Annotated in this window: 26 protein-coding genes and 2 pseudogenes; 4 read left to right on the forward strand and 24 right to left on the reverse strand. The window is 38.4% G+C overall.

Going from position 1 to position 23,757, the window contains the following annotated elements; translation table 11 throughout:
- Positions 1-3: 3 nt before the first annotated feature.
- Positions 4-1,227, reverse strand: coding sequence for an ABC transporter permease (locus EYS05_RS03160; protein ID WP_055232974.1), 1,224 nt, complete (start codon positions 1,225-1,227; stop codon positions 4-6).
- A gap of 11 nt (positions 1,228-1,238) precedes the next feature.
- Positions 1,239-1,733, reverse strand: a complete 495-nt coding sequence (locus EYS05_RS03165) for a chitinase (protein ID WP_138276592.1) — start codon at positions 1,731-1,733, stop codon at positions 1,239-1,241.
- Between the two features lie 162 nt (positions 1,734-1,895).
- Here EYS05_RS03165 and EYS05_RS03170 point away from each other — a divergent pair, with 162 nt between their 5' ends.
- Complete coding sequence (locus tag EYS05_RS03170) at positions 1,896-2,582, forward strand: response regulator transcription factor (RefSeq protein WP_015559973.1); 687 nt, start codon at positions 1,896-1,898, stop codon at positions 2,580-2,582.
- Complete coding sequence (locus EYS05_RS03175) at positions 2,576-3,868, forward strand: sensor histidine kinase (protein ID WP_005342375.1); 1,293 nt, start codon at positions 2,576-2,578, stop codon at positions 3,866-3,868. The genes EYS05_RS03170 and EYS05_RS03175 overlap by 7 nt, the downstream gene beginning before the upstream one ends.
- Before the next feature lie 45 nt (positions 3,869-3,913).
- Here the strand turns inward: EYS05_RS03175 and EYS05_RS03180 are convergent, their stop codons facing one another.
- The 5 genes from EYS05_RS03180 to EYS05_RS03200 are packed head-to-tail and all read right to left on the reverse strand — an operon-like array spanning position 3,914 to position 6,739.
- Positions 3,914-4,138: a hypothetical protein gene (locus EYS05_RS03180; protein ID WP_003431901.1), complete on the reverse strand. Its 225-nt coding sequence runs from the start codon at positions 4,136-4,138 to the stop codon at positions 3,914-3,916.
- A gap of 43 nt (positions 4,139-4,181) precedes the next feature.
- Complete coding sequence (locus EYS05_RS03185) at positions 4,182-4,466, reverse strand: hypothetical protein (RefSeq protein ID WP_003431903.1); 285 nt, start codon at positions 4,464-4,466, stop codon at positions 4,182-4,184.
- A 6-nt stretch (positions 4,467-4,472) separates the two neighbouring features.
- Positions 4,473-5,237: an ABC transporter permease gene (locus EYS05_RS03190; protein WP_003431905.1), complete on the reverse strand. Its 765-nt coding sequence runs from the start codon at positions 5,235-5,237 to the stop codon at positions 4,473-4,475.
- 15 nt (positions 5,238-5,252) lie between these two features.
- On the reverse strand, positions 5,253-5,978 hold the full coding sequence (locus tag EYS05_RS03195; RefSeq protein ID WP_003431907.1) for an ABC transporter permease: 726 nt from the start codon (positions 5,976-5,978) through the stop codon (positions 5,253-5,255).
- On the reverse strand, positions 5,975-6,739 hold the full coding sequence (locus tag EYS05_RS03200) for an ABC transporter ATP-binding protein (protein ID WP_003431908.1): 765 nt from the start codon (positions 6,737-6,739) through the stop codon (positions 5,975-5,977). The genes EYS05_RS03195 and EYS05_RS03200 overlap by 4 nt, the downstream gene beginning before the upstream one ends.
- Positions 6,740-6,901: 162 nt before the next feature.
- Here EYS05_RS03200 and EYS05_RS03205 point away from each other — a divergent pair, with 162 nt between their 5' ends.
- Together EYS05_RS03205 and EYS05_RS03210 are read left to right on the forward strand one after the other, a co-directional pair.
- A complete protein-coding gene (locus tag EYS05_RS03205) occupies positions 6,902-7,612 on the forward strand; it encodes a response regulator transcription factor (RefSeq protein ID WP_003431910.1) in 711 nt (236 codons plus the stop codon).
- Positions 7,612-8,988, forward strand: coding sequence for a sensor histidine kinase (locus EYS05_RS03210; RefSeq protein ID WP_003431912.1), 1,377 nt, complete (start codon positions 7,612-7,614; stop codon positions 8,986-8,988). Before EYS05_RS03205 ends, EYS05_RS03210 begins: the two co-directional genes overlap by 1 nt.
- A 64-nt stretch (positions 8,989-9,052) precedes the next feature.
- Here the strand turns inward: EYS05_RS03210 and EYS05_RS03215 are convergent, their stop codons facing one another.
- From EYS05_RS03215 to EYS05_RS03290, 17 genes and pseudogenes are all read right to left on the reverse strand, one after another.
- Positions 9,053-9,964, reverse strand: coding sequence for a conjugal transfer protein (locus EYS05_RS03215; RefSeq protein WP_003431915.1), 912 nt, complete (start codon positions 9,962-9,964; stop codon positions 9,053-9,055).
- A 16-nt stretch (positions 9,965-9,980) separates the two neighbouring features.
- Positions 9,981-10,988 carry a C40 family peptidase gene (locus EYS05_RS03220; RefSeq protein WP_003431918.1) on the reverse strand — a complete coding sequence of 336 codons (1,008 nt, stop codon included), beginning with the start codon at positions 10,986-10,988 and terminating at the stop codon, positions 9,981-9,983.
- Positions 10,985-13,195, reverse strand: a complete 2,211-nt coding sequence (locus EYS05_RS03225; protein WP_003431919.1) for a CD3337/EF1877 family mobilome membrane protein — start codon at positions 13,193-13,195, stop codon at positions 10,985-10,987. Before EYS05_RS03225 ends, EYS05_RS03220 begins: the two co-directional genes overlap by 4 nt.
- Positions 13,195-14,139 (reverse strand): annotated as a pseudogene (locus EYS05_RS03230) (ATP-binding protein); the annotation flags it as partial. The pseudogene EYS05_RS03230 and the gene EYS05_RS03225, both read right to left, overlap by 1 nt.
- A gap of 112 nt (positions 14,140-14,251) precedes the next feature.
- Complete coding sequence (ltrA, locus tag EYS05_RS03235) at positions 14,252-16,078, reverse strand: group II intron reverse transcriptase/maturase (protein WP_002298631.1); 1,827 nt, start codon at positions 16,076-16,078, stop codon at positions 14,252-14,254.
- Positions 16,079-16,822: 744 nt separating this feature from the next.
- Positions 16,823-18,325, reverse strand: a pseudogene (locus EYS05_RS03240) (ATP-binding protein); the annotation flags it as partial.
- A complete protein-coding gene (locus EYS05_RS03245) occupies positions 18,303-18,701 on the reverse strand; it encodes a conjugal transfer protein (protein ID WP_004843362.1) in 399 nt (132 codons plus the stop codon). The pseudogene EYS05_RS03240 and the gene EYS05_RS03245, both read right to left, overlap by 23 nt.
- Before the next feature lie 108 nt (positions 18,702-18,809).
- Complete coding sequence (locus tag EYS05_RS03250; RefSeq protein ID WP_002323345.1) at positions 18,810-19,313, reverse strand: antirestriction protein ArdA; 504 nt, start codon at positions 19,311-19,313, stop codon at positions 18,810-18,812.
- A gap of 17 nt (positions 19,314-19,330) precedes the next feature.
- Complete coding sequence (locus EYS05_RS03255) at positions 19,331-19,834, reverse strand: antirestriction protein ArdA (RefSeq protein WP_015559967.1); 504 nt, start codon at positions 19,832-19,834, stop codon at positions 19,331-19,333.
- Entirely contained in the window at positions 19,753-20,049 is a 297-nt protein-coding gene (locus EYS05_RS03260; RefSeq protein WP_101880314.1) for a conjugal transfer protein, read from the reverse strand. Before EYS05_RS03260 ends, EYS05_RS03255 begins: the two co-directional genes overlap by 82 nt.
- A gap of 100 nt (positions 20,050-20,149) precedes the next feature.
- A complete protein-coding gene (locus tag EYS05_RS03265) occupies positions 20,150-20,623 on the reverse strand; it encodes a GNAT family N-acetyltransferase (protein WP_005339691.1) in 474 nt (157 codons plus the stop codon).
- Positions 20,624-20,831: 208 nt separating this feature from the next.
- Complete coding sequence (locus EYS05_RS17570) at positions 20,832-21,167, reverse strand: alpha/beta fold hydrolase (protein ID WP_243119203.1); 336 nt, start codon at positions 21,165-21,167, stop codon at positions 20,832-20,834.
- Between the two features lies 1 nt (position 21,168).
- Positions 21,169-21,459 carry an alpha/beta fold hydrolase gene (locus tag EYS05_RS17575; RefSeq protein ID WP_005339695.1) on the reverse strand — a complete coding sequence of 97 codons (291 nt, stop codon included), beginning with the start codon at positions 21,457-21,459 and terminating at the stop codon, positions 21,169-21,171.
- A 70-nt stretch (positions 21,460-21,529) separates the two neighbouring features.
- On the reverse strand, positions 21,530-21,751 hold the full coding sequence (locus tag EYS05_RS03275; RefSeq protein WP_004843355.1) for a hypothetical protein: 222 nt from the start codon (positions 21,749-21,751) through the stop codon (positions 21,530-21,532).
- Between the two features lies 1 nt (position 21,752).
- Positions 21,753-21,887 carry a DUF3789 domain-containing protein gene (locus tag EYS05_RS03280; RefSeq protein ID WP_005339698.1) on the reverse strand — a complete coding sequence of 45 codons (135 nt, stop codon included), beginning with the start codon at positions 21,885-21,887 and terminating at the stop codon, positions 21,753-21,755.
- Between the two features lie 12 nt (positions 21,888-21,899).
- On the reverse strand, positions 21,900-23,096 hold the full coding sequence (gene mobT, locus EYS05_RS03285) for a MobT family relaxase (RefSeq protein WP_138276593.1): 1,197 nt from the start codon (positions 23,094-23,096) through the stop codon (positions 21,900-21,902).
- Between the two features lie 244 nt (positions 23,097-23,340).
- Positions 23,341-23,757, reverse strand: a complete 417-nt coding sequence (locus EYS05_RS03290) for a hypothetical protein (protein ID WP_009290089.1) — start codon at positions 23,755-23,757, stop codon at positions 23,341-23,343.

Raw genomic sequence — 23,757 nt, forward strand, 5'->3', positions numbered from 1 at the left:
GTACTATCCCTCCATTTTTGCTAATATATCTTTTGGGTTTGCTCGTAATATCGGAAGAATGGAACAGCACAATGCCACCAAAATAACTGCACCGCCTAAAAGGAACAACATTCCAATATCTTGTATCTGCAAAACCACTTTCAGATTTTCTGTTACTGTTTCTGAACCGGTAATGACGTTTTGCAAAACGCCCGAGAACAATTTACCAATGGCTGTTGCTCCTAAAACCGAAAGTGTAAATACACTGCCTGCTTCTAATAAAGTTTGCAGGAAAATTTCACTTTTTGTCTTGCCGAGGCTCATAAAGATTGCCACCTCTTTTTGCCTTGTCCGCATCCACATACATAACAGCAGGGAAACAACAACAGTACCAGTTACCAATGTAAGTACCAGCATAAGATTTGCCACCTTACTGATTTGCTCTAATGGAGCAGACATCTGTTGATAAAGGGTATCGGAAGTGCTAAGTTCTACATCATTTCCGAATATTTTTTGCAGGCTGGTTTCCAGCACATCTAATTTTTCTGGTCTTTTTGAATAAACGCAGAGTTTTTCAAATTCAGCTTCTTTGAACAATTCTTTATAAGTGCTGTTGTCAATAAAGACTTGATTTTCTATTCGATTGACCGCCGTAGTTTTTGACGGCTGGTCTTTTTCCGCATTTCCTGCGGACATGAAAATTCCAATAATCTGAACAGATACTTTTGTTCCGTTTTCTGTACCTAGTTCAATCGTATCTCCAACCTTTAGTCCATTTTGATTTGCAAGGTTCGCATTGATAACAGCACCTTTTTTCTCATGTTTGATATAATCGCCAGAAGCTAAGCGGTACTGCATTTCTGAAAAAGGACTGTCTTTTTCCAAATCATCATAGGAGAGCAACGCTATTTTCAAATTTTCCTCATTCGTAGAAGTATTGAGCGTAACGGGAGCAAAATCATTCGGAAATACCTCTTGTCTGCCGATACGGTTGATAGACGAAACATCTTCCAGCGTTTCAATCTTGTTTACTTCATTCTCGGTTATCTTGCTGTCCTTACTTGTAATTTCAGCTACAATCTTAGAATTTGTCTTTTCCTGCATGGCTTGTTTGGACTCATTTGTAGTCCTTAAAATCATGCTTGTACCTAAAATCATACTGTTTACAAGTATCAAAACAATCAACAGAAGAATGGTTTTTCCTTTTTTTCGCTGTAAATAGCGAAAGCCAAGTTGATAAAACTTCATACTTCACACCTCTATTCCCAACGAGCTACGACAACCTTTGTTGCATTAAAATGAAGTGTGTCTGAAAACTCTCCATAGAGATATACTTCAGATTGTTTTTTTACATCGGATATAGAACCCGTTGTTACATTCCTAACACCAGACTGTGCATTTACTGTGGCAATGACAAATTCACAATCTGGGTTATAGGTTACAGAAACAGCATTCTCTTTTTTTTCCATTCCCGGTGCTTCTATTTTTATCCCAGCTCCACCCTCAATATCTTTTGCTTGATTTACCAAGCAACCATTGTCTGTAAATTCCAAAACACTTCCTATCAAATTAGCAGAATCTAATATGTCGTTTCCTTTATTTTCTGAAGAACCATTTGCATTTTCTTCATTCGTATTAGAATTGACAATAGGATTAGACGTATCTGGTTTTTCATCTGGACTTGCACCACACCCCGTCAATGCACAGATACATAATCCAACTGCTACAAATTTACTGATGTTTGTTTTTTTCATTTTTGTATTCCACCTTTCTTGTTCGATATGCCCCTATTGTAAAAGGAAACCATTCTAAAAATCCTGTAAAAAAGTAAGAAAATCATCATCATTTTTTAGAGGATTTTTACAGACTTTTCTGTTATACTGTCTATAATTTATATAGAAAAGGATTGATACATTATGAAAATACTTCTTCTGGAAGATGATTTAGAATTATGTAAAAATATAAAAATTTCGCTGGAAAAAGAAAACTATATGGTTGATTGTTGCAATGACGGGGAAACCGCTATGCTGTATGCCTTAAATACCGACTATGCTTATGACCTCGCCATTGTAGACCGTATGCTACCAATCATTGACGGTTTGACAATCATAAAATCTATGCGTAGAAAAGGAATATCTATTCCTATCCTTATCATTACTGCCATGAGTACCCTTGACAATCGGGTTGAGGGTTTAGACGGCGGTGCTGATGATTACTTAGTAAAGCCATTTCATATCAAAGAATTGCTTGCAAGAGTTCGGGCATTGACAAGGCGACCTGCCAATATCCAGTTATCGTCTAAATTACAATATGGAGATTTAACTTTCGATAAAGACAGCCGAACCTTATCTACACCCGTCAATTCTATTTTATTAACTTCAAAGGAAACCGAATTGACTTTTGTATTTATGCAGAACCCAGAAACACTATTTTCCCGTGAACAGCTTATCCTTAAAATCTGGGGCAGTTCTTCTGAGGTGGAAACTGGCAATGTAGACAGTTACATTTCTTTTCTGCGAAAACGCCTAAAAGAGTTAAAAAGTTCCTGTAAAATAACAACGGTCTACGGTGCAGGGTACAAACTGGAGAAAGAAACATGTTAAATAATTTATACCGAAAACTTCATATTCTGTTTGCAAGTTCTGTTATGCTGATTATTACCCTTGTGATTTCCTTTGTTGTTGCGAACACAGTTCACACGGAAAAAATCAACGAAAGCACCTTGTTTCAAAGATTGACAACCTTGCTGATTTATCAAGTGGAAAGTGCTTCTTCGGATATGGATAAGGAACTTAAAGCCTACGAAGAAAGTTATCATATTTTTTCCTTGATTAGCGATACAAAAGGAAATACCATTTATCAGAGTAATTTTCCATTTCCAACTCCTACGGACAATCTGTTGCATGATGTAGAAAAGCAGATTTCTACACAACCATTATCACAAACAGAAAACAGCACAACTTCACAAGGCGGTTTTCTGGAAATAAGAGGAACACATCACGATACTTATTTTGTTATTCCTGCTACCATTCGGACAGCAAATGATACCGTATATCATGCAACCTTTTTTTATCAGACAGCCAGTTTGACGGATATTTTACAAAAGACATTGCCTATCTATCTTCTTATCTGGTTTTTGGCTTGTATCGTTGTTATCGTGCTGACCCGTTATCTGCTGAAAAAGTCGTTTGCTCCAACGGAACGGATACTGCAAAGCCAAAAAGATTTTGTTGCAACAGCGTCCCATGAATTAAAATCTCCACTTGCTGTTATGATTTCCAACACGGATATGCTTCTTGATAATGTTTCCTTAAACGAGCAGGCAAGGCAAGCCGTACAGACCATAGATTTTGAATGTATGCGGTTATCCCGTTTAGTCAAAGATATGTTGCTTCTGGCTTCTTCCGACGCTAAAACATGGACATTGCATAAAAGCACAATCAATGTAGATACCTTACTCATCACGTTATATGAAACCTACGAACCCGTCTGCATGAAGCAGAATTTAGAACTAAAACTGCATTTATCCGAGGAAAGTTATCCTGCCATGCTTACCGACAAAGACCGATTATTTCAAATCTTGTGTGTCTTTATGGATAATGCCATTCAACATTCCAAGAATAATTCTTTGATAGAGATAGAAGTAATCGCCACCGAAAAGAATATTGCTTTTTCTGTGGCAGACCACGGACAAGGCATTTCTGATGAAGATAAGCAGTATATTTTTGACCGCTTTTATAGTGGCGACAAGTCCCATACGAACAAATCAAATTTTGGACTGGGACTAAGTATCGCCAAAGAATTAACCCAAATGCTGAACGGCACAATAACTATCAATGATACTGCTGGTGGCGGTGCTACTTTTACTGTTAAATTTCCTCTGAAATAGATTAAGGCTTGCAGATCATACAATATGTATGGAGCAAGCCTTTTTTCAAATCTTTGTCTTTTTGGTAATCTTGTAAATATATTCTTCTGGGGTAGGGCGTTTATTACCAAAATATTTTTTGAAATTTGCCTGCACCTCTGGGTCTGGGCTGTTCATGGCTTCATCAATCGTTGCTTCAATATCAGCCCGTATATCAGCCAATGAAACACCGCCAGCCTTTGCACCTGCTTTCAAAGCTTTTTTAATATCTCGTTTTTTTAGACCTATCATATTTCAAATAACCTTTAATCTATATATTTTTCATAAACATTTTTTACATAAAAGTGGCTATTAAGCCAAAAGCTAAAATACCAAACATAAGAAAACCGAAAAAAGCACTAACACATAAAGCGACGATTGAAAATACATCTCGTCGTTTGGGATTTTTTACTAACGAAACCGAAAGAACAAAACCAGATAATATCGAGATTACATTTAATACAATCAATCCCGTTTGAAGTCCTCCTGTAATTTCTTCTGTAAAAAGAGAAATCAATAACGTGATAAATGGTAACAGCGAAATGATAAATGTAATAACACTTAATTTATTTTTTTTCATTTTATATTACCTCATTTCTTTTCGTCCAAAGCATTTAATAGAAACATATAGTGCAAGGGCTGATATGATTACAGCACACGGTATAAAAGGAAATAGCGATATTGTACTTCCTGTTCCCGTCGTTGTTACAGTATGTAATGCGTCTGATACGACATAACCACTATAACAATAAGGGTACACTAACCATAAAGGCGTATTAGCAATTAAAACCCCCGGAATTATTAAGAGTAAATTTAATCCCATAGACAATAGTGGTTTTTCAAATAGTACAGTAATCGCCCACATACAAGCAATAGCTGGAATCATTGTTGCAAACAATTTTAATGTCCATGTGAGTAAGTAGAAAACAGGAATATTTTCTGCCACATTCATTATTTTAGTAGCAATAATGCCTGCAATGATGAATGAACTGAAAAAGATTAATAATTCAATCATTAAAAAACTTAATAATACAAAGAACTTTGCCAATGCAAGTTTTCCTTTACTGATGGGCAAAGCAAGCATTTTTAATATACCATTATTCTTTGTTTCTCTGTTGGAAATCATAACGCAAACAATTACCATTGAAAATGGAAGTAAATAATATCCAAAAAGTAATGCACTTTGAATGAACATTGCCGACCAAGCGTCTGTATATTCTGGCGTCATATACATACTAATACTAGATACGCCAGAAATCACAACTAAGATAGGCGGAATTAAAAGCAAAGGTAAAATCATAGACCTTTTTACTTTCATAAATTCTATTTTTAACAATTCAATAATTGACATACGATTGCCCCCCTTTTATTCATAATGCTTTATTTTGCAAAGATACCAGCCAATCATAAAGAATATGATTGTTTCAAAAACTCCCAATATTAAAATACCTGTATCAATACTTGCTGTTGAAGCTACCGCAGGTTTCATCATCAGTACAAATGGATTGACAAGAAATAGTGATATATCTGAAAGGGACATTGCCATACCGCTAAAAAAACCTGCTACTCCAATACCTAATGTAAACCATATATTTTCACATCGTGATGACACCAAAAGCATAAATGCCAATACAGGTAAAGATGATACAAAGCAATATCCTGTATATTTGACAAGTGTTAGTAACTCAAAAGTTCCGTTGGGTAAAAAGATATTTCCAATAATACACAATGCTCCATTTTGCAAGACGATACAAAAAGTAAGCAAAACAAATAATATATAAAATTTATTTTTGAAAATAGATGATGTCTTAAAAGGAAGCATATACATCTTTTTAATTGCATTTCCTTGAAACTCCATATTATATGTTAAAGTTGTTGCCACGATAATGCCGAACATATTAAGAACCATAACCATTCCATAAAGTTGTGTCAGCAAAACGTCCATAGGCGGAAGCGGTAAACTCAACAAAACCTCTTTACGAACTATAAAATTTACAAAAGCGTATAATGCACCAAGAAGTCCAACAAGCGGTAAAACCACTAATATTCCAGTACGTTTACATTTTTTTAATTCTACGGTTAAATTCTTCATAATTTTAACCTCTGCTTTCTATTGGCATTGTCCTCATCAATCATAGATAAAAACATTTCTTCTAAGTTATCATTTTCAAAGCCAGCTTGATGTGCCGTCAATTTCAAATCATCAAGACTTCCTTCAAATAATAATCTTCCATGATTTAAAATACCAATATTGTCTGCTAATAATTCAATTTCTGACAGCATATGTGACGAAATTAGAACCGTACAGTCATATCTTTTTGGAAGTGTTTTAATGAGATTGCGAATTTCGTGAATACCTGCTGGATCTAAACCATTGGTTGGTTCATCTAAAATTAAAACTGGTGGTTCGCCAAGTAGAGCAGAAGCAAGACCTAAACGCTGTTTCATTCCTAAAGAATATTTTTTTGCCAAGCGATTACCAAATTCAGATAATCCTACTAATTCTAATGCTTTATCAACACTTGACGCTGGAAGTTCTAAAATTCTACGAATAATATCAAGGTTTTCTCTACCTGTTAAATTTGGATAGAATGACGGAGACTCGATAAATGAACCAACTTCTTTCAAAATACGAACACGGTCATTCGGGAAAGTCATGTTATCAATTTGAAATTCTCCATCAGTAGGTGCAGTCAAACCCAAAAGCATTTTCATAGTCGTAGATTTCCCAGCACCATTTGGTCCGAGAAAACCGTAAATACTACCTTTCTTAATGTGTAAAGATACGTGGTCTACTGCAATAAACTCTTTGTATGTTTTTGTCAAATTTTTAGTTTCAATCATGTTTTTCATAATTTTTAACTCCTTTCTCGTTACTTATAATATAAAACACCGACATTACAGCAACATTCTCTCTACCTTACATTTACCTTACAAATGCGAAAATGACTGTTCAACTTTTTTCAGAATGTTATAATAGGATAAAGAAAAAGATAAAGAGAGTGTGACAAACAAATGAAAGATACATACTTAAAATCAAAAAAAGTATTAATAGTTGATGATGAAGAAAGTTTAAGAAGTATGCTCATTACCATATTAGAAGATGAAAACTTTTTTAATATTATTACCGCTGATTGTGTAAAATCAGCTTTGGAAATCTGCCAACAGGAAAAACCAGATATAGCTATATTAGATGTTATGCTTCCAGACGGAAACGGTTTTGAACTTATGGACGCACTAAGAAGTTTCACTAATATTCCAGTAATATTTTTGACTGCAAAAGATGATATACAAGATAAATATTCTGGTTTTGGGTTAGGAGCTGACGATTATATAACAAAACCCTTTATGCCAAAAGAACTTGTCTTTCGCCTAAATGCCGTATTACGCAGATGTTATAAGGAAGATAGCCCTCTTATAGAATTACATGATTGTAAAATTGATTTGGCTAATGCACAAGTTATAAAGAACGATGAAGTTTTACCTCTTACCGCAAAAGAACATGATATTTTAGAAACACTTGTACGAAATGCTAATCATATTGTAACAATAGACGCTCTTTGTGAAGCTGTATGGGGCGATAACCCATTTGGATATGGAAATTCTCTCCTTGCTCATATTCGACGTATAAGAGAAAAAATTGAACTTAACCCCTCAAAACCAAAATCATTAATAACTGTTAAAGGATTGGGATATAAAATAAACGTGGAAAGCAGGTTACAATAATGCGTAATTTTGGAAAATTTATCAGTAAACATTTCTTTATATACTTATCAGTAGTAATTCTTATAGTGCTTTTAGATTTATTAATTTTCTTCCTAACTTTTAATGGTACTGTCAACAGTATAAGCAAAGATAATCCTATTCAAATACTAGAAAAAGTATCTAATAACCTTACTATTCAAAATGGAGAATATATATTAAATAATAAATGTCAAAAAGATTTAGTTACAAACAATATCTGGGGAATAGTAATAGATGATAATGGTAATGTAGTATGGAAACACAATCTACCAAAAGAAATACCATTAAACTATTCATTACAAGATGTTGCTACCTTTTCTAAGGGGTATATCGAAAATTATCCCGTATTTACATGGAAACAAGGAAATGATTTATTAGTATTAGGTTATCCAAAGAACAGCTATTCAAAATTTATGACTAACTATCTTCCCTTATCAGCAATACAGAAAACACCCTTTCTTTTTTTGATTATGTTAGTATCAAATATTGCCATTCTATTTATTGTGTACTACTTATCAAAACGAAATGTGATGTTAAAAATTTCCCCTATACTCAATGGAATAGATAAACTATCACACGGCGAAACGGTTACACTTAATATAAATGGAGAATTGGAAGAAATTGGAAATCGTATCAACGAAACGTCATTGCAATTAAAAAAACAAAATCAAGCAAGAGCAAACTGGATAAGTGGCGTTTCACACGATATACGAACACCCCTTTCCATGATTATGGGATATGCAGATAGAATATCTTCTTCATTAAATGTTGAGGAAAACGCTAGAAAACAAGCTAATATTATCAAAATTCAAAGTGTAAAAATCAAAAATTTGGTTCAAGATTTAAACCTTGTAAGCCAATTAAATTATAATGTGCAACCACATCAAGAAAAACCAGTTCATTTCTGTAAATTGATACGAGAAATTGTTGCTGAATATCTAAACAGCAATATAAATAATAAGTTTGAATTTGAATTGAACTTAAACCATAATACAGAACAAATCACTATTATAGGCGACGAAAGATTGCTATGTCGAGCAATACAAAATATTATTTCTAACAGTATCAATCATAATGAAAACGGCTGTATAATTTCAGTTAGATTAGAAATAAATGGAAATAATTTAGAATTAGTAATCAGCGATAATGGAAAAGGAATTTCCGAAAAAGAACTACAAAAAATACAATCGACACCTCATTATTTACAAAGTACAGATAATAGGTTAGATTTGCGACATGGTCTAGGACTTCTTCTTGTGAAAGAAATCATTTCTATTCATAAAGGAACAGTTTCCATTTCAAGTGCATTAAATAAAGGCTTTTCTACAACTATTTCCTTACCTATAAATAATCAATGACAAAACCGTAGCTTGTATATCACATCAGAGTGTTATATTACAGGCTACGGTCTTTTTATATCATTTATCCTACAATCTTCCAGTTACTATCCTTTTGTAACACAAGCTCATACTGTGATACCTGCGTCGCCTTTGTCTGATTATCAAGGAATTTTACCGCTACCTTGACTTTCACATTATCCCCGTTCTTTGTAAAGATAGGGTTTACCAATTCAGAATAAAGGTAGTCCCTGCCGATAGGTTCAATCACATTTCCAGCTACATAGTAGGCAAGCTCTTTTTCTGTGGCTGTTGGGTAGAGCTTAAAGAATGTTTCCAGAAATGCGGTAGCGTCATTGACGGTATCAGCGTCTACGCTTGCGTCTGCTTCTGGTGTCTTTAGCTCATAGTCTGATTTTTCGATTGCTGGTGCAAGGGTAGGGTTCTGAACGATTACCATATCCCCGTCAGCGTCTACATGGACTTTTACGGTATAGGTTGCCTTGACATTTCTTGTCTGTTCTCCCTCTTTTATCTGCTGATCTACTTCGTAGGTAGCAGAAAAAGTGTCCGTTCCCGATTGCTCGATATGCCACACAATCACATCTGTAACTGTGGAGCTGGTCGGTATATCGGTTCTAATGGTATCTATATTCAAGTCCTGCAATTCCTTTGTCAGATAACCGTTGATTGCCTGCGTCCTTGCTTCAATCGCTTCTTTACTGTTACTCCATGTGTAGTAGGACTTCGCAAAGTTCTTCACGAAATTTTCTATCCCGTTGGTGTCCTGTAAGCGAAGCTCAATGATTTCTTTTTCGTGGGTCGTGTGCTGGTCGATAGCCGTAAAATTCTTATACACCCCAAAACTCACGCTTGCGATAAGCACCACCCACAACGCAATCACGGTTTTCTGATGTGTGCCTACCTTGACAGTACGCACCTTTTTTTCTTTTGGTTCTTTGATAGTTTCTGTCTGTTTCTTATTCTTCTTAAACATATTTTTCAAGTCCTTTCTATTGTTTTACTCGTCCTGCACCGATTAAGTGCTGTTGCCAGTAACTACTGCTTAGGTCTGCATATCCTATCGGGTCGCCTGCATGGTACATCTGGTTATTTCCCACATATATTCCCACATGGGTTACATACGAACCAGCATTATAGGTGGAATGGAAAAACACCAAGTCCCCAGCCTTTGCCTGCGAGAGTGGAAGATGTTGGGTAGCGTCATACTGTGCTTGTGCTGTTCTCGGTAAGGAGATACCAGCTTTTCCATAGCACCATTGCACAAGTCCGCTACAATCAAAGGAAGTGTTCGGGTTACTGCCACCATACACATACTTCCAGCCTTGATATTTCAACGCTTCATTCATAATCGCTTGTGCCGTCGCATTATCAAAATGTGCCACAGTCAGATATTGATTGACTAATTCCACATAGAACATATTTCCATAGCCATACCGCCAGCCCCCGTTCTTCGCAACAGCTATCGGGTTGGTGTAGGTTACTTTCTTTCCGCCCGATTTCTCACGGGCGAAGCTCTCTGCAAGATTGTAGGTATGTTTCTTTCCTTTTCCTGCCACATATCCCACATAACCACCGCCATAGTTATAGGACTGTATCGCTACATTCAAATCGTCGATACCTTGATTTTTGCAGGAAGAAAGCAGGGACGCAAAATATTTACACCCCTGCTTGATTGAGCTTTCTGTATCTAAAGAGTTGGGCGGTAGTCCCAGACTTTCTGAACTCTGCATAACATCTTCTGCCGTACCGCCACTTTCTACTTGAATGATAGCCAGTAGCACATTGACATACTCGGAAATGCCGTATTCCCTGGCATATTTTTCCACCATAGGCTGATGTTTCAAGACTTCTGCGGATAAGTTCATACCCGTAATGCCAGAAGAAAAGTTACTGTTCTCGTCGTCGCTGTCCGCACTAATCAAGACACCAAAGAAAAGCACCAGAGAAAAGAGGATAGGAAACAGACTGCCAATGATAGCGATATGTTTCAGTTTCATTTTTTCTTCTGTCCTTTCTTCATTACAAGACTACGGTTCTTTTCGGTATGTTCTGTTGTACGCTTTGATTGTTCAAAGGTCTGTGTCTTTGTAGTACGCTCTGCTTTGTAGTTCTGGCGTGTTTCCTGCGATACCACTTTTTCTACATTCTGCCTATGTACTGGCTGTACAGACTGGGTCGCTTTTCTATCAGAAGCACCAGAAGATAGCGGACGCTCTTTGATAACACTTGTCTTGACTGGCTCACTTGTTTTTGAAGTGGTCGCTGTGGCAGGGCGTTTGACTTCCTGCGTCTTTTCCATACTCGGCTTTGGAATGGTTGAAGCCGTGGCTGGTCGCTCATGGGGACGGGTAGCTCCCGTTGTCGCTGATCCGTCAGCCTTTCGCTGTGCCTGCCTTGCTTCTTGTGCCTTTTGAAGCTCCATACGCTTATCGGCGATATTTTGTCTATGCTGTGTCTGCTTTTCCAATCGTCCCGTTTGTCTGGACTGCTGTTCCTGCACCATACCACGCTTGAAGTCAGACACGCTGGACTTTGCTTTTTCCTTTGCGGAATATACCGCATAAGCGGTCTGTGTTGGCATATCCTTGATATTCTCTTTGACAGCGTTTGCCTTGTCTTTTACTTTATTTTTCGTATCTAAGACAGCACCAACCTTTGAGCCTGCACGCTGTCCCATGCTGGAAGTGGTATTGCCCCGATTTTCTTTTGAAGCTGTATTTTTTCTTTCCGCTCGTTTATTAGCAACGGCACTTCCAGCCACCGCACCAGCGACACCGCCCGAAATACCGCCAGCACTTACCGCCCTTGCAATACGGTGTTCCATACGCCTAGCCCCATGTCGCATAAACAGATACGGTCTGCGGAAAATTCTTCGTCCCATGCTTTGACTGTCATTAGCGTTCAAAGAGAACATACTCATTAAATCGCCCAGCTTCATGTAGATACCAGCGAAACATACTATCTGCAAAAACGCCACCATGAAAAATGGATAGTCTGTGGATATGTTATAAAACATACTGGAAATACTGAACGCCACCGTTACAATGAGCGTTATTCCTGCCCGTGTCATAATGGTATTAAACACCCTCACGATTGCCTGCTTTGCCATGCTTTCATAGCTCGGTATCATGGAAAGTAAAAAGCTGATAGGTAAAAACATTGCAAAGATAATAAAAAGTATCTGGCTGAACAACATCATGCCCGTAAGTAAGAATACAAATATTGTTATCCCTAAATTGAAGAACAATAGGAAGAACACCATGCCTAAACGGTTTACCACCTGCGGTATCGTCAGATTGTTGTTGTCGTTGTCCTCGATTTCTGTTTTCACGACTTCCTCTCTGGTCTTTCCGTCCTCGTCCTCTGGGCTTGCCGATACGAGAGCTTCTACACGGTCTGCCCCGATTTCCTCTGCGTTGCTGTTTCCAAATTGCAGAAGTAGCCACGGCTGTTCCACTTGAATAGAAAATAAGCTGTCCCGTATCAAGTCTACGCTGTCCTTGCCCTCGCTGTCAGAGTTGGGGAGCATGATTTTTGTTCCCAAATCAAGTGAAGCGGTACTGATGTCTGATGAAAATTCATTTATCTTCTTGATGTAATCGGGAGCATAGGCGATAAACGAAGCGGACAGTACGAACACCACTACAAAGTTGATAACGGCGTGAAGTGCCTTGCTGGTTTCCCGTTTGATAAGTCCCGTATAGGCAACATAAAGTCCCACCACTAAGATAATGAGAAGCAGGAAACCAACATAAAAGCCCGTAGAAGAAAAGCCGTTCTGTGTTACGCCTGCAAGGGTCTGTATGCTCTTTCCGATACTGTCTGCCATATCGTTAATGAAGTCCAGCTTATAGGCTTCCTGCACCACATAGCCCGTAGCATTGCTTAAATAAAGGCTTATCGTCCAGACAAAGTTGGTAATGCAGTAAAGCCCGTACTGCACCGATTTTCCAATCCCGTCCAGCCAGTTCCACGGCAACCACGACCAGCTATTATCCACATAAAAATCAAGCTGGTAGTTGGAAAGGGGATATTTTGAGTAAAGATTTTCTGCGTTTATGGTATCGTCCACAAGCCCCGTTGCATGAGCCACCGTCCCCAGAAGTGAAAGCAGGATAAGGGAGAGTGCCACCACGAACAGAGCCATTTTGAGAAAGTGGAAAATCTTCTTTTTTGTGAACGCACCTTTTATCCTTTCTTTCATCACTCCACCTCATTTCTCTGTACGGGCGGTCTGGTATCAAAGGCGTGTAGCAGTTCTTCAAAGACGGGGTGTATCTGTACCACACCGACACGCCCGTATAAGTCCTGCAATAAACATTGTCCGTTTTCCAAATCACGCAAGCGTTTCTGGTTGTTTTCATCGTCCTTGTCGATACCGAAAAATTCTAAGGTCTGCTTTATCTCGTTTATATCCGTGCTTCTAAAGGCAAATTTCAAGCCGATATTGTTTTTCAGACTTTCCTTTGAAACATCATAGGCAGACTGGGTAACAAAATAAACGCCTGCCTGCATAGCTCGTCCAGCACGAACCAGCTTGTTAGAGAGCGTTTCTCCTTGTGCCACATTTAAGAACGCCCACGCTTCATCAAGGTCTACAATCTTAAAAATGCTTCTGTCGCTGTGAATGAAGTCGAGTGCAAAGGTACTAATCACAATCAGCATAGACACCGATAATAATTCAATGGTTGTGTATTCATTAAAAGTGGTGTCTTTATCTGGCAATACTAAGTCCGCTACTTGAATGATATTGAGCTGATTATCTAGGCTGATTGTATTTTTTACTGTCCCGTCTGAAAACAATAAATGTGCAAAATCATAGTTCGTAAAACTGGCAATATGATTTGCAATATGGTTCGCAATCGGCGTATTTTCTTTCCGTAATTCTGTGATAACATTTAACAGCCCTCGGTGTTCGCTTTCAGATACATTGCTGATTGCACTAATAAGCACAGGAAATTTATCTCCGTCACGGGTAGAGATACCCGTTAAGAATGTTAAAATTTCTTTTGCCAGCGTCGCTCCGTCCTCTTTGTCTTTCATAATCACAAATGGGTCAAGAAGTCCTGCATTGTCCTTGTCGCTGGTAAGATTTACGATATTGATTTCATGGGCGATTTCTGGAAGTGTTTCTTTCCAGTTGCCACGCTATAGCGATAGGTAACTTTTTGATGTTATCTCCAAGTTTTCCCCCGCTTCACACCGTACATGAAACTTTCGCTTCATACGGCGTTCCATCATATCCAAATAGATTTATAAGTTATTTCCCAGTTATTGTCTGGTATCCGTAATTCGTCCGTATTCTGTTCAGTTTTTTCTTCTGCTGACTATTAAGAACATAACCTTTTAACAGTGATTTTGCTTCGTCTGCTGATTCTGTTAGGATTGCCTTTGCAATGGGAATTTCCACAAATGCCAGATTAGAATATCTATCAAGGTTATCTCCTTTGTCTGATTTGTGAATACATATCAGAGTGGACGGAGTTCCTCGACGATTCATTACATAGCAGTTGCCTTGTTGTGCGATATATGCCGAAATACGATTGTCGTTAAACTCTACGCTATCGGCAGGGTTTTCATTTTCCAACAACGCTCGGATTTCTTCTTTTGTTACAACTACAACGTCCTCATGCACCTTGTTTCTCCCTTGCTTTGTAAAATTACAAATATCTTGCGAGAAATTCATAGGATTTTTGTGTTGTACTCCTTGAATCGGCAATAGCGGATTATCCGCAATCATCACTATTTTTGTTTTTGGTCTGATTCCTTTTGTCCTGCTCTGAAATTCTGAACTTGTACTTTCAAATGGAACTGATTTTGCAATGTTCCTTAAACGGATTCGTATGGTCGGTAAGAGAGCGTAACTTACTTCTGTCAGGTTGTTATATACGTTAGTTGCTATGCAGTAGTAATTCTGCATACCGATAACTGTCAGATTATATCTGCTGATATTGAAGCCAGTCGTATGTCTGGCTATATCTTTTACCTTTAACTTTAGATTTGTTTTCGCTTTCTTTAATGCTTTTTGGTTCATATCTGTTTTGGCAACATAACCGTGTTTCGTTCTTCCTTTTGGAATGACTTTGATTTTGAACCCCAGAAAATCTGATGAATTTTTCTTCAGATTTACTACCTTTGATTTCTCTGGACTGATTTCTAATTTCAGCCTTTTATTAAGAAAATCTACGGTACTGTGGTAAAATCTTTGTGCTTCTCCATAGGTTGAACACATGATTTTAAAATCATCAGCGTAACGTACAATAAAACCGCTTTTCAGTTTGGTATATTTCTTTGCGTATTGAAGCCACCCATTTTTACTGCGGTTCTTCGGCTGGAATGTTTCCCACTGACTGCTTACCCACCAGTCTAATTCATTAAGGACTATGAGGGAGAGCAGTGGACTTAACAGACCGCCTTGTGGCGTTCCTTTTTCTGGGACACCCTCGCCGTCAATTTCGGCTTTCAGCATTTTGCTGATAATGCAAATCAATCTTTTATCCCGAATACCAAGTGTCCAGATTTGTTTTAATAGTTTTCCATGATTGACATTATCGAAAAATCCTTTAATGTCTACGTCAACACAGTAATGATATTTTGATAAATTTATCAGTGTCGTTACTCTGCTGACTGCATGGTGGGCACTTCGATTCGCACGGAATCCATAGGAATGATTATGGAACTTTGGTTCGCATATCGGCTCTAGGACTTGCAGGATACATTGTTGTACCAGCCTGTCCCAGATACACGGAATCCCCAATGGACGCATTTTATCGCTCCCAGCTTTTGGAATGAAAACACGTCTGACTGATTTGGGGCGGTAGTTGCTAAGGCTTTCCCGAACGGTAGCAACAATCTCAGCATTGCTGAGTTGTTTTATATCGTCTATCGTCATTCCATCCGTTCCAGCCGTTTTACTGCCACTGTTTGATTTCAGATTACGGTAAGCTAAACAAATATTTTGTTCCGAACCAATAATTTCAAGTAACTTATAAAAGTTATTACCGTTCTTGCTCTGTGCGTATAACTCGTCATAAATATGTTGCATATCATAATACTCGTTATAGCGGAGCTTGTTTTTCTTTAGCATGGTCTGTACCCTCCTTGTTTGCAGGAGCAAGTACATCTCTTAGTCTTACTCGAACCCATACCATTTTTCTTAGTAATTCTATTCTTCATATGACTAGTGGCTATCCCTCCACCGCTTGTTATCACGGTTTCATAGGTACTGTGCCACCACTCTCACTGACATTAACACACCTTATATCATTGCTAATCTCACAATAACTTTCTGATGTGAACACTTCACAGACAGTAAAATCTCCATGTTGTCAGCTTTCAACGTTCCAAACACACTATCTGTACATATATCCTTAGGTTTCCTCTATAAGCCTGCTACCTTGATAACGCCTTTAACGTTATATGGATTTTCATAAATGCGGAGTCTTACTCACCCACAGTAGCGACACTGTTTGTGTCACTGGACATTTCTATCCAGCCCCGATATAGACCTGTACATTCAAGGATTCGTCAGTAGACCTCTCATCTACATTCTAACCATAGATATTTTATAGACTTCCGGCATATAGGACACAACGCCCACCTCTGGGAATCTTTCGTCAGCATTATCTGTTACGGTGTCTGTCTGCCGACTTCACCGAGCTTCTGACAGAGCCTTGTTTACTCAAGTTTCTGCCAGTCGGAGTATTAAAGTAGCCTTTCAGGGCGTTACCCCGTCATTCGACTATTCGTGTGTTTAGTTCTCCAACACACATTAAATATTGATTTAATGAAGTGCTGTGCCTACTCTTTTCAAGTAGGAACGTTTCGCACCTGATTTTGGGTCTAAGATAACCGCTTGTCCCCCAAACAACACCGAATAATACACAAGAAGATTGTTGCAGAACGACTTTCCACCGCCAAGCGAACCGACAAAAGCAGAAGCAAGGGCATTTGTAACTGTGCCTTTTACGCCCTGCGAAGCTAAAGACGGTTGCAGGTACACATTTCTTCCCGTATCAACGGAATAGCCCATATAGATACCCGTAGTTTCCCCTAACTGCTGGGTCGCTCCAAAGCCAAGCCCTGCCAAGAAGTCTGATTTTACATACTGCACATAGTCATTGATATATCGCTTGCTGGCTGGAAGAAATTCAGAATGAAGCCCCAGCATATCCCCAGCAGGACGCACCAGCTTTACATTGAGGTCATCGTAAAAGTCCTTGACTTCATCACAACGGCGTTTCAGCTCGTCAAGATCGGGTGCAGACACCCGTATCACGTAGCTTAACTTATACATACTTTCTTTGCTCTGGTCTAAATCGGTTTCCAGCTCGTCCACGCTGTCTAATGCGTCCACCACATTTGAGCTGGTTTCACTTCCTGCTTGATAAGCGTGATTGTCAAGGTCTTTCAATTCCTTTTTCTTATTGCGGACGGTTGTTAATGCTTTTCGGTTCTCCACGATTTCTACATTCATAGAAGTATCAACGGGGAATGTGAATTGCTGTTGCTGGAAATAGAAGATTTCACTTGACGGAAAATCAAGCTCCCCGACAATCGCATTGACAGTAAAATAGGACACATAACTTTCCTTGTCCTCATGTTCCAATCTTAAATACCGCTGGCTTTCCTCAATCACACACCTTGTCGGACGGATAAGGTCGTAGTATTTTATCAGCGTTTCTTTCTGTAATTTCTTCTTCGGTAGCTGGTATTCATAATCTTCATAGGCGATACCGTCCCTGCCGTAAAGATGTTCCATGAGATACCCAAAATCGTTGATTTCCAAGCGACGCACCTTAAAACGACGGGAGATTTTATTTTCCAGTAACTTTTCCATTTTCATGTAACGGTTGATTTCATCATTCGGCATGGAAACAAAGTCATTCATCAGCGTGTGGTTCACTTCATGGAGAAATTCCGTGAACGTCAGCCACGCCGATTTTTTGATGTTCTTCAGATTGAGCTGTTCTTCCGTAACCATGAGCTTAAAGCCAAGAAAAAAGCGGTAGTCCACTTGATTGTCCCCAATCATAGATACTAACGCTTCGGTCTGTTCGTCTATCTTCTGATAGGCAACTTCCTTTAATTTTCCAGTTACCAGCTTCTTTGACTGCTCCTGCATACTGCGGATTGAGCTTTCTGTGGCAATCTGCAACGCATGAATTTTACCCTCACGGGACTGTGCGATTAGCTGTCGAAAGCTGTCATGCACGATAAATTTCTGCTCTGCGGATAAGAAAGAATAGTTATACGGTATCAGCTCATAGTAGGCGAATACCTCATTGTCCTTGTTCCAGACAAGGTTATTGTCAATATATTTTATCGGGAACATAGTTCACACTCCTTACTGCCGTGATTGTTTCATTCAAGGTCTGCTTATGCAGTTTTACGGCTTTTCCTGCATAAGTGATTTTAGGTCGCAGGGCATAGGTTATCTGTGATTTCAAAAAGCTGTACGGCTTCTTTCCGTCAAAGGTTTTCTGCGACATAAACCAAGTGAGAGCAACAGGAATACCGAAGTATTTGAGAAATGCTCCCTCAATCATGGAAAGTGGAGGAATATCCCCAAACAGAATGATGATAAATTCCGTAATCACAAACCATGTAATCTGTGTAAAAGTAACGGGAAAGGGTAAGTTAAAGTCATTGATTGCATACAAGACTTTTTCCACGTTCCAGATACCTGTATAAGATTTAATCTTTTTCAAGTTCTTTCAGCTCCTTTCAAAATAGAAAAGGACAGCCATTTTCAGACTGTCCCTTAAAAGAGAAATACGCTGTCAGTAGCAACAATGCTTGTTGCTGATCTTCCAGCGTTAGTATGGTATCTCGCACATACCTCGGCTTGTTTCAATAAAGCAACCGCCCATATCCAAATCTCGCCCGTAGGCTTCATAGTCAATGTAGTTCTGTAAGCTGGGTGGAATGTCGCCAAGTGCCTGCAATTCGTCTATGTAGTAGTAGGCAACGTCTGTCATGGTTTCACAGTCGGGATAATAATAAATATCGTCCTTGTGTTCCACGACTTCTTCCAGCGTCCCGTAGTGGCTGATAAATTCGTCCAGACACTCTACGATATAGTCGGGAAGTTCCTCTATCATTTCATACATCTCATTGAGTTCTTCAATGGAAACATACTCGCCAATCGCAATCGGGAAGTTGTCGGTATCATGGATTGCGTATTCCTCATACTGTTCATTCAAGCCGATTTTTTCTTTCACATCTTCTTCGTCAATGGGGAACGTGAACCAAGCACCGACTAAATAACCCTCATTGTATTTACCAAGATTAGCAATATAAACCGCCATATCATCAATCATAAGCACCACCTCATTTCCTACTCTGGCAGTTCAAAGATACCGTGTTCTGTTACTGAAAATTTCCCGTGTTCCTGCAAGTGAGAAGCGTAGGCTTCAAAATCAAAGTAATATTCTTGACAGTCCTCGGACAGATGTTTGAACGTCGGGTCGTTCATCAGCTTTTGCCTTGCAACATCTATCATGCTTTTGCAGTCTGGATAAACGGTAATCACGTTCCTGCAAATATAAAGTGCTTCTAAATTCTCAAACACCGTAAGTAGTGATACATATTCTTCCTGCATATCACTTGAAAGCTGGCGGTACATAAAATCTAATTCGTTAAGCTGATACACGCTTGTATGTTCGTGAACTTCATCAGCATAAGGCAACACCTTTTCGATAATGCGGTAATCCCCACTTTCTGCACCGATACCTAACTTTTCTTCAAACTCTGCAACATCTATCGGCAGGTCGAACCAGTATGATGTTGTTTCTTCGCCAGTTGTTCCTTTCGTTTCCACCAGCACCCTTGTTTCCTGCATTGTTCCTCACGTCCTTTCTGTTGTTTCATCACATCTTTTATGGTCTGGTACGACATACCAAACACATACTTTGAAAAATCTTCTAACTGTCTTTCTTCATAGTCAGCAAGGTTCAGCCGTTTCATTTCATGCCACACCTTACGCTTGTAAGAGGGCAGGTCGGAAAGATAATCACAGCCGACTTTTGCCTGCATATCCTTAAAAATATCGTTCATTTCATCACTCCAATCTGAAATTTTGGTAAGAAAAAAGCAGTCAATCCTAAGACTAACTGCTTTGTGTGTAGGGATATGAAATTGTAAACTAGATTGTTTGTTATAGATTTATAGTCATAATATATTCTTCGCTGTTTTCATCAACAACAAGAAAACCTGCTTTCTTATACATTTTTACTGCATAATTATTTTTCTGAACAGATAAGGAAATTTTTGAATAACCAAAAGATTTTTCCACTAACAATAATTGTTGCAATAATGAAGTCCCAATCCCTTGTCCTCTATACTTTTGAAAAACAGACATAGCAAGGGACGGTGTATCATTGTCAATGTGTCCGTAATCGTTCATTATTCGCACCCAAATAGCACCTACGACATTTCCTTGAACTTCCGCAACTAAAGCCCTATCATCTTTTCGCTTTCCAAATTCAAAAACATATTCTTGTAATTCTGGACAGTTAATTATTGATTTAGGTGGTGGCTCAACACCGTCTGGAATATAAATTGCTTCATACAAAAAGTCATTGAGTAAATCATATTCTGCTTTTTTAATTTCCCTTATGATATAATCCATAACTTGACTCCTAATCTATTTTATCTTTTTTCATACCCCGATTATACCATTCACATATAAGCACTACAACAAAATTTTATGCTTCGATAATCTTGTTGAAAAGTTCTAAGAGTATATCATTTCATCACTCCAATCTGAAATTTTTGTAAGAAAAAAGCAGTCAATCCTAAGACTAACTGCTTTGTGTGTATGGATATGAAATTGTTTATCAGACATATTGTTTGAAAAATACATTTAACTTTTGCCCTAGTAGTGTTGGGTTATCTGTATTTACTTCATGTCCTGCATTTTCAATAATAGCTATTTCTGCGTTTTCTATCTGTTGTTGCAATTCTAAAGAAGCTTTTTTATTTATCTTATCCTTATCGCCACAGACAACAAGTACCGAACATGATATTTTTTTCAGTTTATGTTTAAAACTAAGTTCCGTCATAGATTTGCATAGATTGATAAAATCTGTTTTCTGAAAGCCCATTTTTTCAAATGCTGAACAAGGCATAATACGGAATATCAGATTTTGCATTTTTAACAGATACTTTGGCATTTCATATTGTTGTGCCTATTAACACTAATGAGTTCATTTTTTCTGGGTGTTCTATCGCATACTGCATAGCAAGAATACCACCTAAAGAAAGTCCACAAATATTTAGCGGTTCTTCAAACTGTTCACAGTATGTTTCCAATGTCCGATACAATGTATCATAACATGGTGTTTTCCCAAAAAGCCAATCTGATAAATTAGGGCATAAAACTTCAAAATCATCATTGAATACTTTTACGGTATCACTCCAACTTTCAGAAGATTGTCCCAAACCATGAAGCATTATATATTTCATTCCATCACTCCTAGATACTGTGTTTCATATCCACATTATAACATTCGCATATCAGCACCACAATAAAATTTTACGCACCGATAATCTTATTGAACAGCTCTAACAGTACATCTTTCACACCGCCAGCATTGAATACCAAACCGACAGCAATCAAGGCAACTACCAAGAAGCCAATGAGCTTTGAAAACTCACGCTTGAACCCTAAGTAGATACCGATAACCACAATCGCCATAAGCACTAAGCTCTGTGCGTTTGATAAAAACCATTGATACAAATTGTTTCCGAAATTCATGTTATTTGTCCTCGCTTTCTTCTAATTGTTTCATTTCATAGTCAGCTTCTTTGCCGACATTCAAAATACACATCAAGACTACGCCGATACCCATTCCCATAGATACCAGCAGGAAGTCTTTTAATAATACCCACATTTTTTATCACTCCTAACTTTCTACTAAATCTTTTGCAGGGGTCGTCTGCTGTTTGATTATCATTTCATGCTTTTCTGTGAGCTTTGCTTGCTGTTCGATTGTTTCCATGTAGTCTGTACCGTTTCCTTTATCAATCTTTTTCAGCATTTTCAAGGTCGGTGCTACCTGCCTTTGTACCCACCGCAATGTACGGTCTAAGGTGTAAGGCTCTGGCTTTGTCGTCAGCTTCAGACTTTGCCGATTATCGCCGATAAACCAAGCCCAGCGGTCATTGAGTTTCCAGTCATTTTTTCGCTTGTCTGGTTCTTCATCAACAAACCGCACATACTGGTTGATAATAGAAAAGGCGGTCTGTTCTGCGTCATAATAGGTCAGCAAATCTCGTACTGCATAATAGGCACGTTCATTGCGAAGTCGTATCTCAAAACGGTTGATAATGTCGGCTTCTTCAAGCGGTGTCCCTAACTTGACGTACTGCTCATAGTCCTTTTCATAGATACAGAAATACACATCTGATTTCAGCGAACCAAGATAAAGGGTACGTCCCATATATTCTCTGTCGTCCTCTCTGTGCTTGATAAGCTCGCCCGACTGATAAAACTTATAGCTTCTGGACTTTCCAATATATTCCTGTTTTCTGCATTTTTCCGCAAGCTCTGGAATATCTAAAATGCCCGTATGGTCGTTGATAGCAAGGTCGATACGCTTCATCACGCCACCGTCTACGAGTGCGTCCATGAGAAAGTCATACCAGCTTCTTTGTTGTGCTAACAGGTAACTTTCAAACTGCCTGCAACCACGCCCCTTTAACTCTAAAAGGACACCTTTTTCTTCGTCAGCCGACGTATAGATAAAGATGTCCCCTAAAGAATAATGCTCCGTATAACTGTAACGTCCGTAATCTTCATGGAGCATATAATTGATATTCAGTTTTAATATATCTTTGATGATGTGCTGTATATCCAGCGTGGGAAAACGAATTTTCACATAATCAAACAGCATGGTAAGCGGTGCTTCTGGATTGAACCTTGCCAGTTCCTTATGCAAAGTTTCCAGAAGTTCCTTTGACGGCTTCATTTTTCCGCTTTCTATCTTGTTGAGATATTCCCTTGTGATACCCGAAGCCACCGCCAACCTGCCTTGTGAGATACCGTAAGCAATCCGTTTCTCCCGTAATTCTTTTATCCATTGTTCTTCATTCAGAACCATACCCCCAATCTGTAAAGTGTGAAGTTTTTTAAGGCGACTTCACAACTGATTTTTACTAGGAAATCATGCCAGAAGCCTTATGTTTCCTATGTTTTTTGTCTATTGTCTATTTGCAAACGTACCCCTCTGTTAGATACCGAGGGGTTCATCAGCAGAGCAGGGACAAGCCCTGCTCTGCAAAACGGCTTCCACGGTCGTATTTGCTCCGCCGACCGTTCCTGCCGTTGTGCAGGCAGAACTTATCCTACCTGTTCATACCAATGTAAACCATGATGAATGAAACATCAGCGGATAAACATAAATTTAATGTTTCTTCTGATATTTCACTTTTACGGATAGGGTCTGTTTCCAGAAAAGACTTATCAAGCAATTCAAAAACAAAATCAATCTGGCTGTTGCAAGCCGACTGTTTTCTATTTAAGCGTATCAAGAACAAATCGGGCATGAAGTTTTTTTCGTGAATTGCATTTTCAAGAATAGTATCAGCTTTTTTCTCGAACTGATGTTTTGGATTACATTTAAAATCGTGATAACGTTTCTGCACAAATCCCTCGCAATCGGCTAGAAAATCTCCATAATTGATACAGATACATTTTACGCTCTTAGCTTTCTCGTCTTTATCATCTGATTGTATTATTTTATTGATTTCTTTTATTTCCAT

This window comes from Blautia sp. SC05B48 (assembly GCF_005848555.1).
In the GTDB taxonomy this organism is placed as follows: domain Bacteria; phylum Bacillota; class Clostridia; order Lachnospirales; family Lachnospiraceae; genus Blautia_A.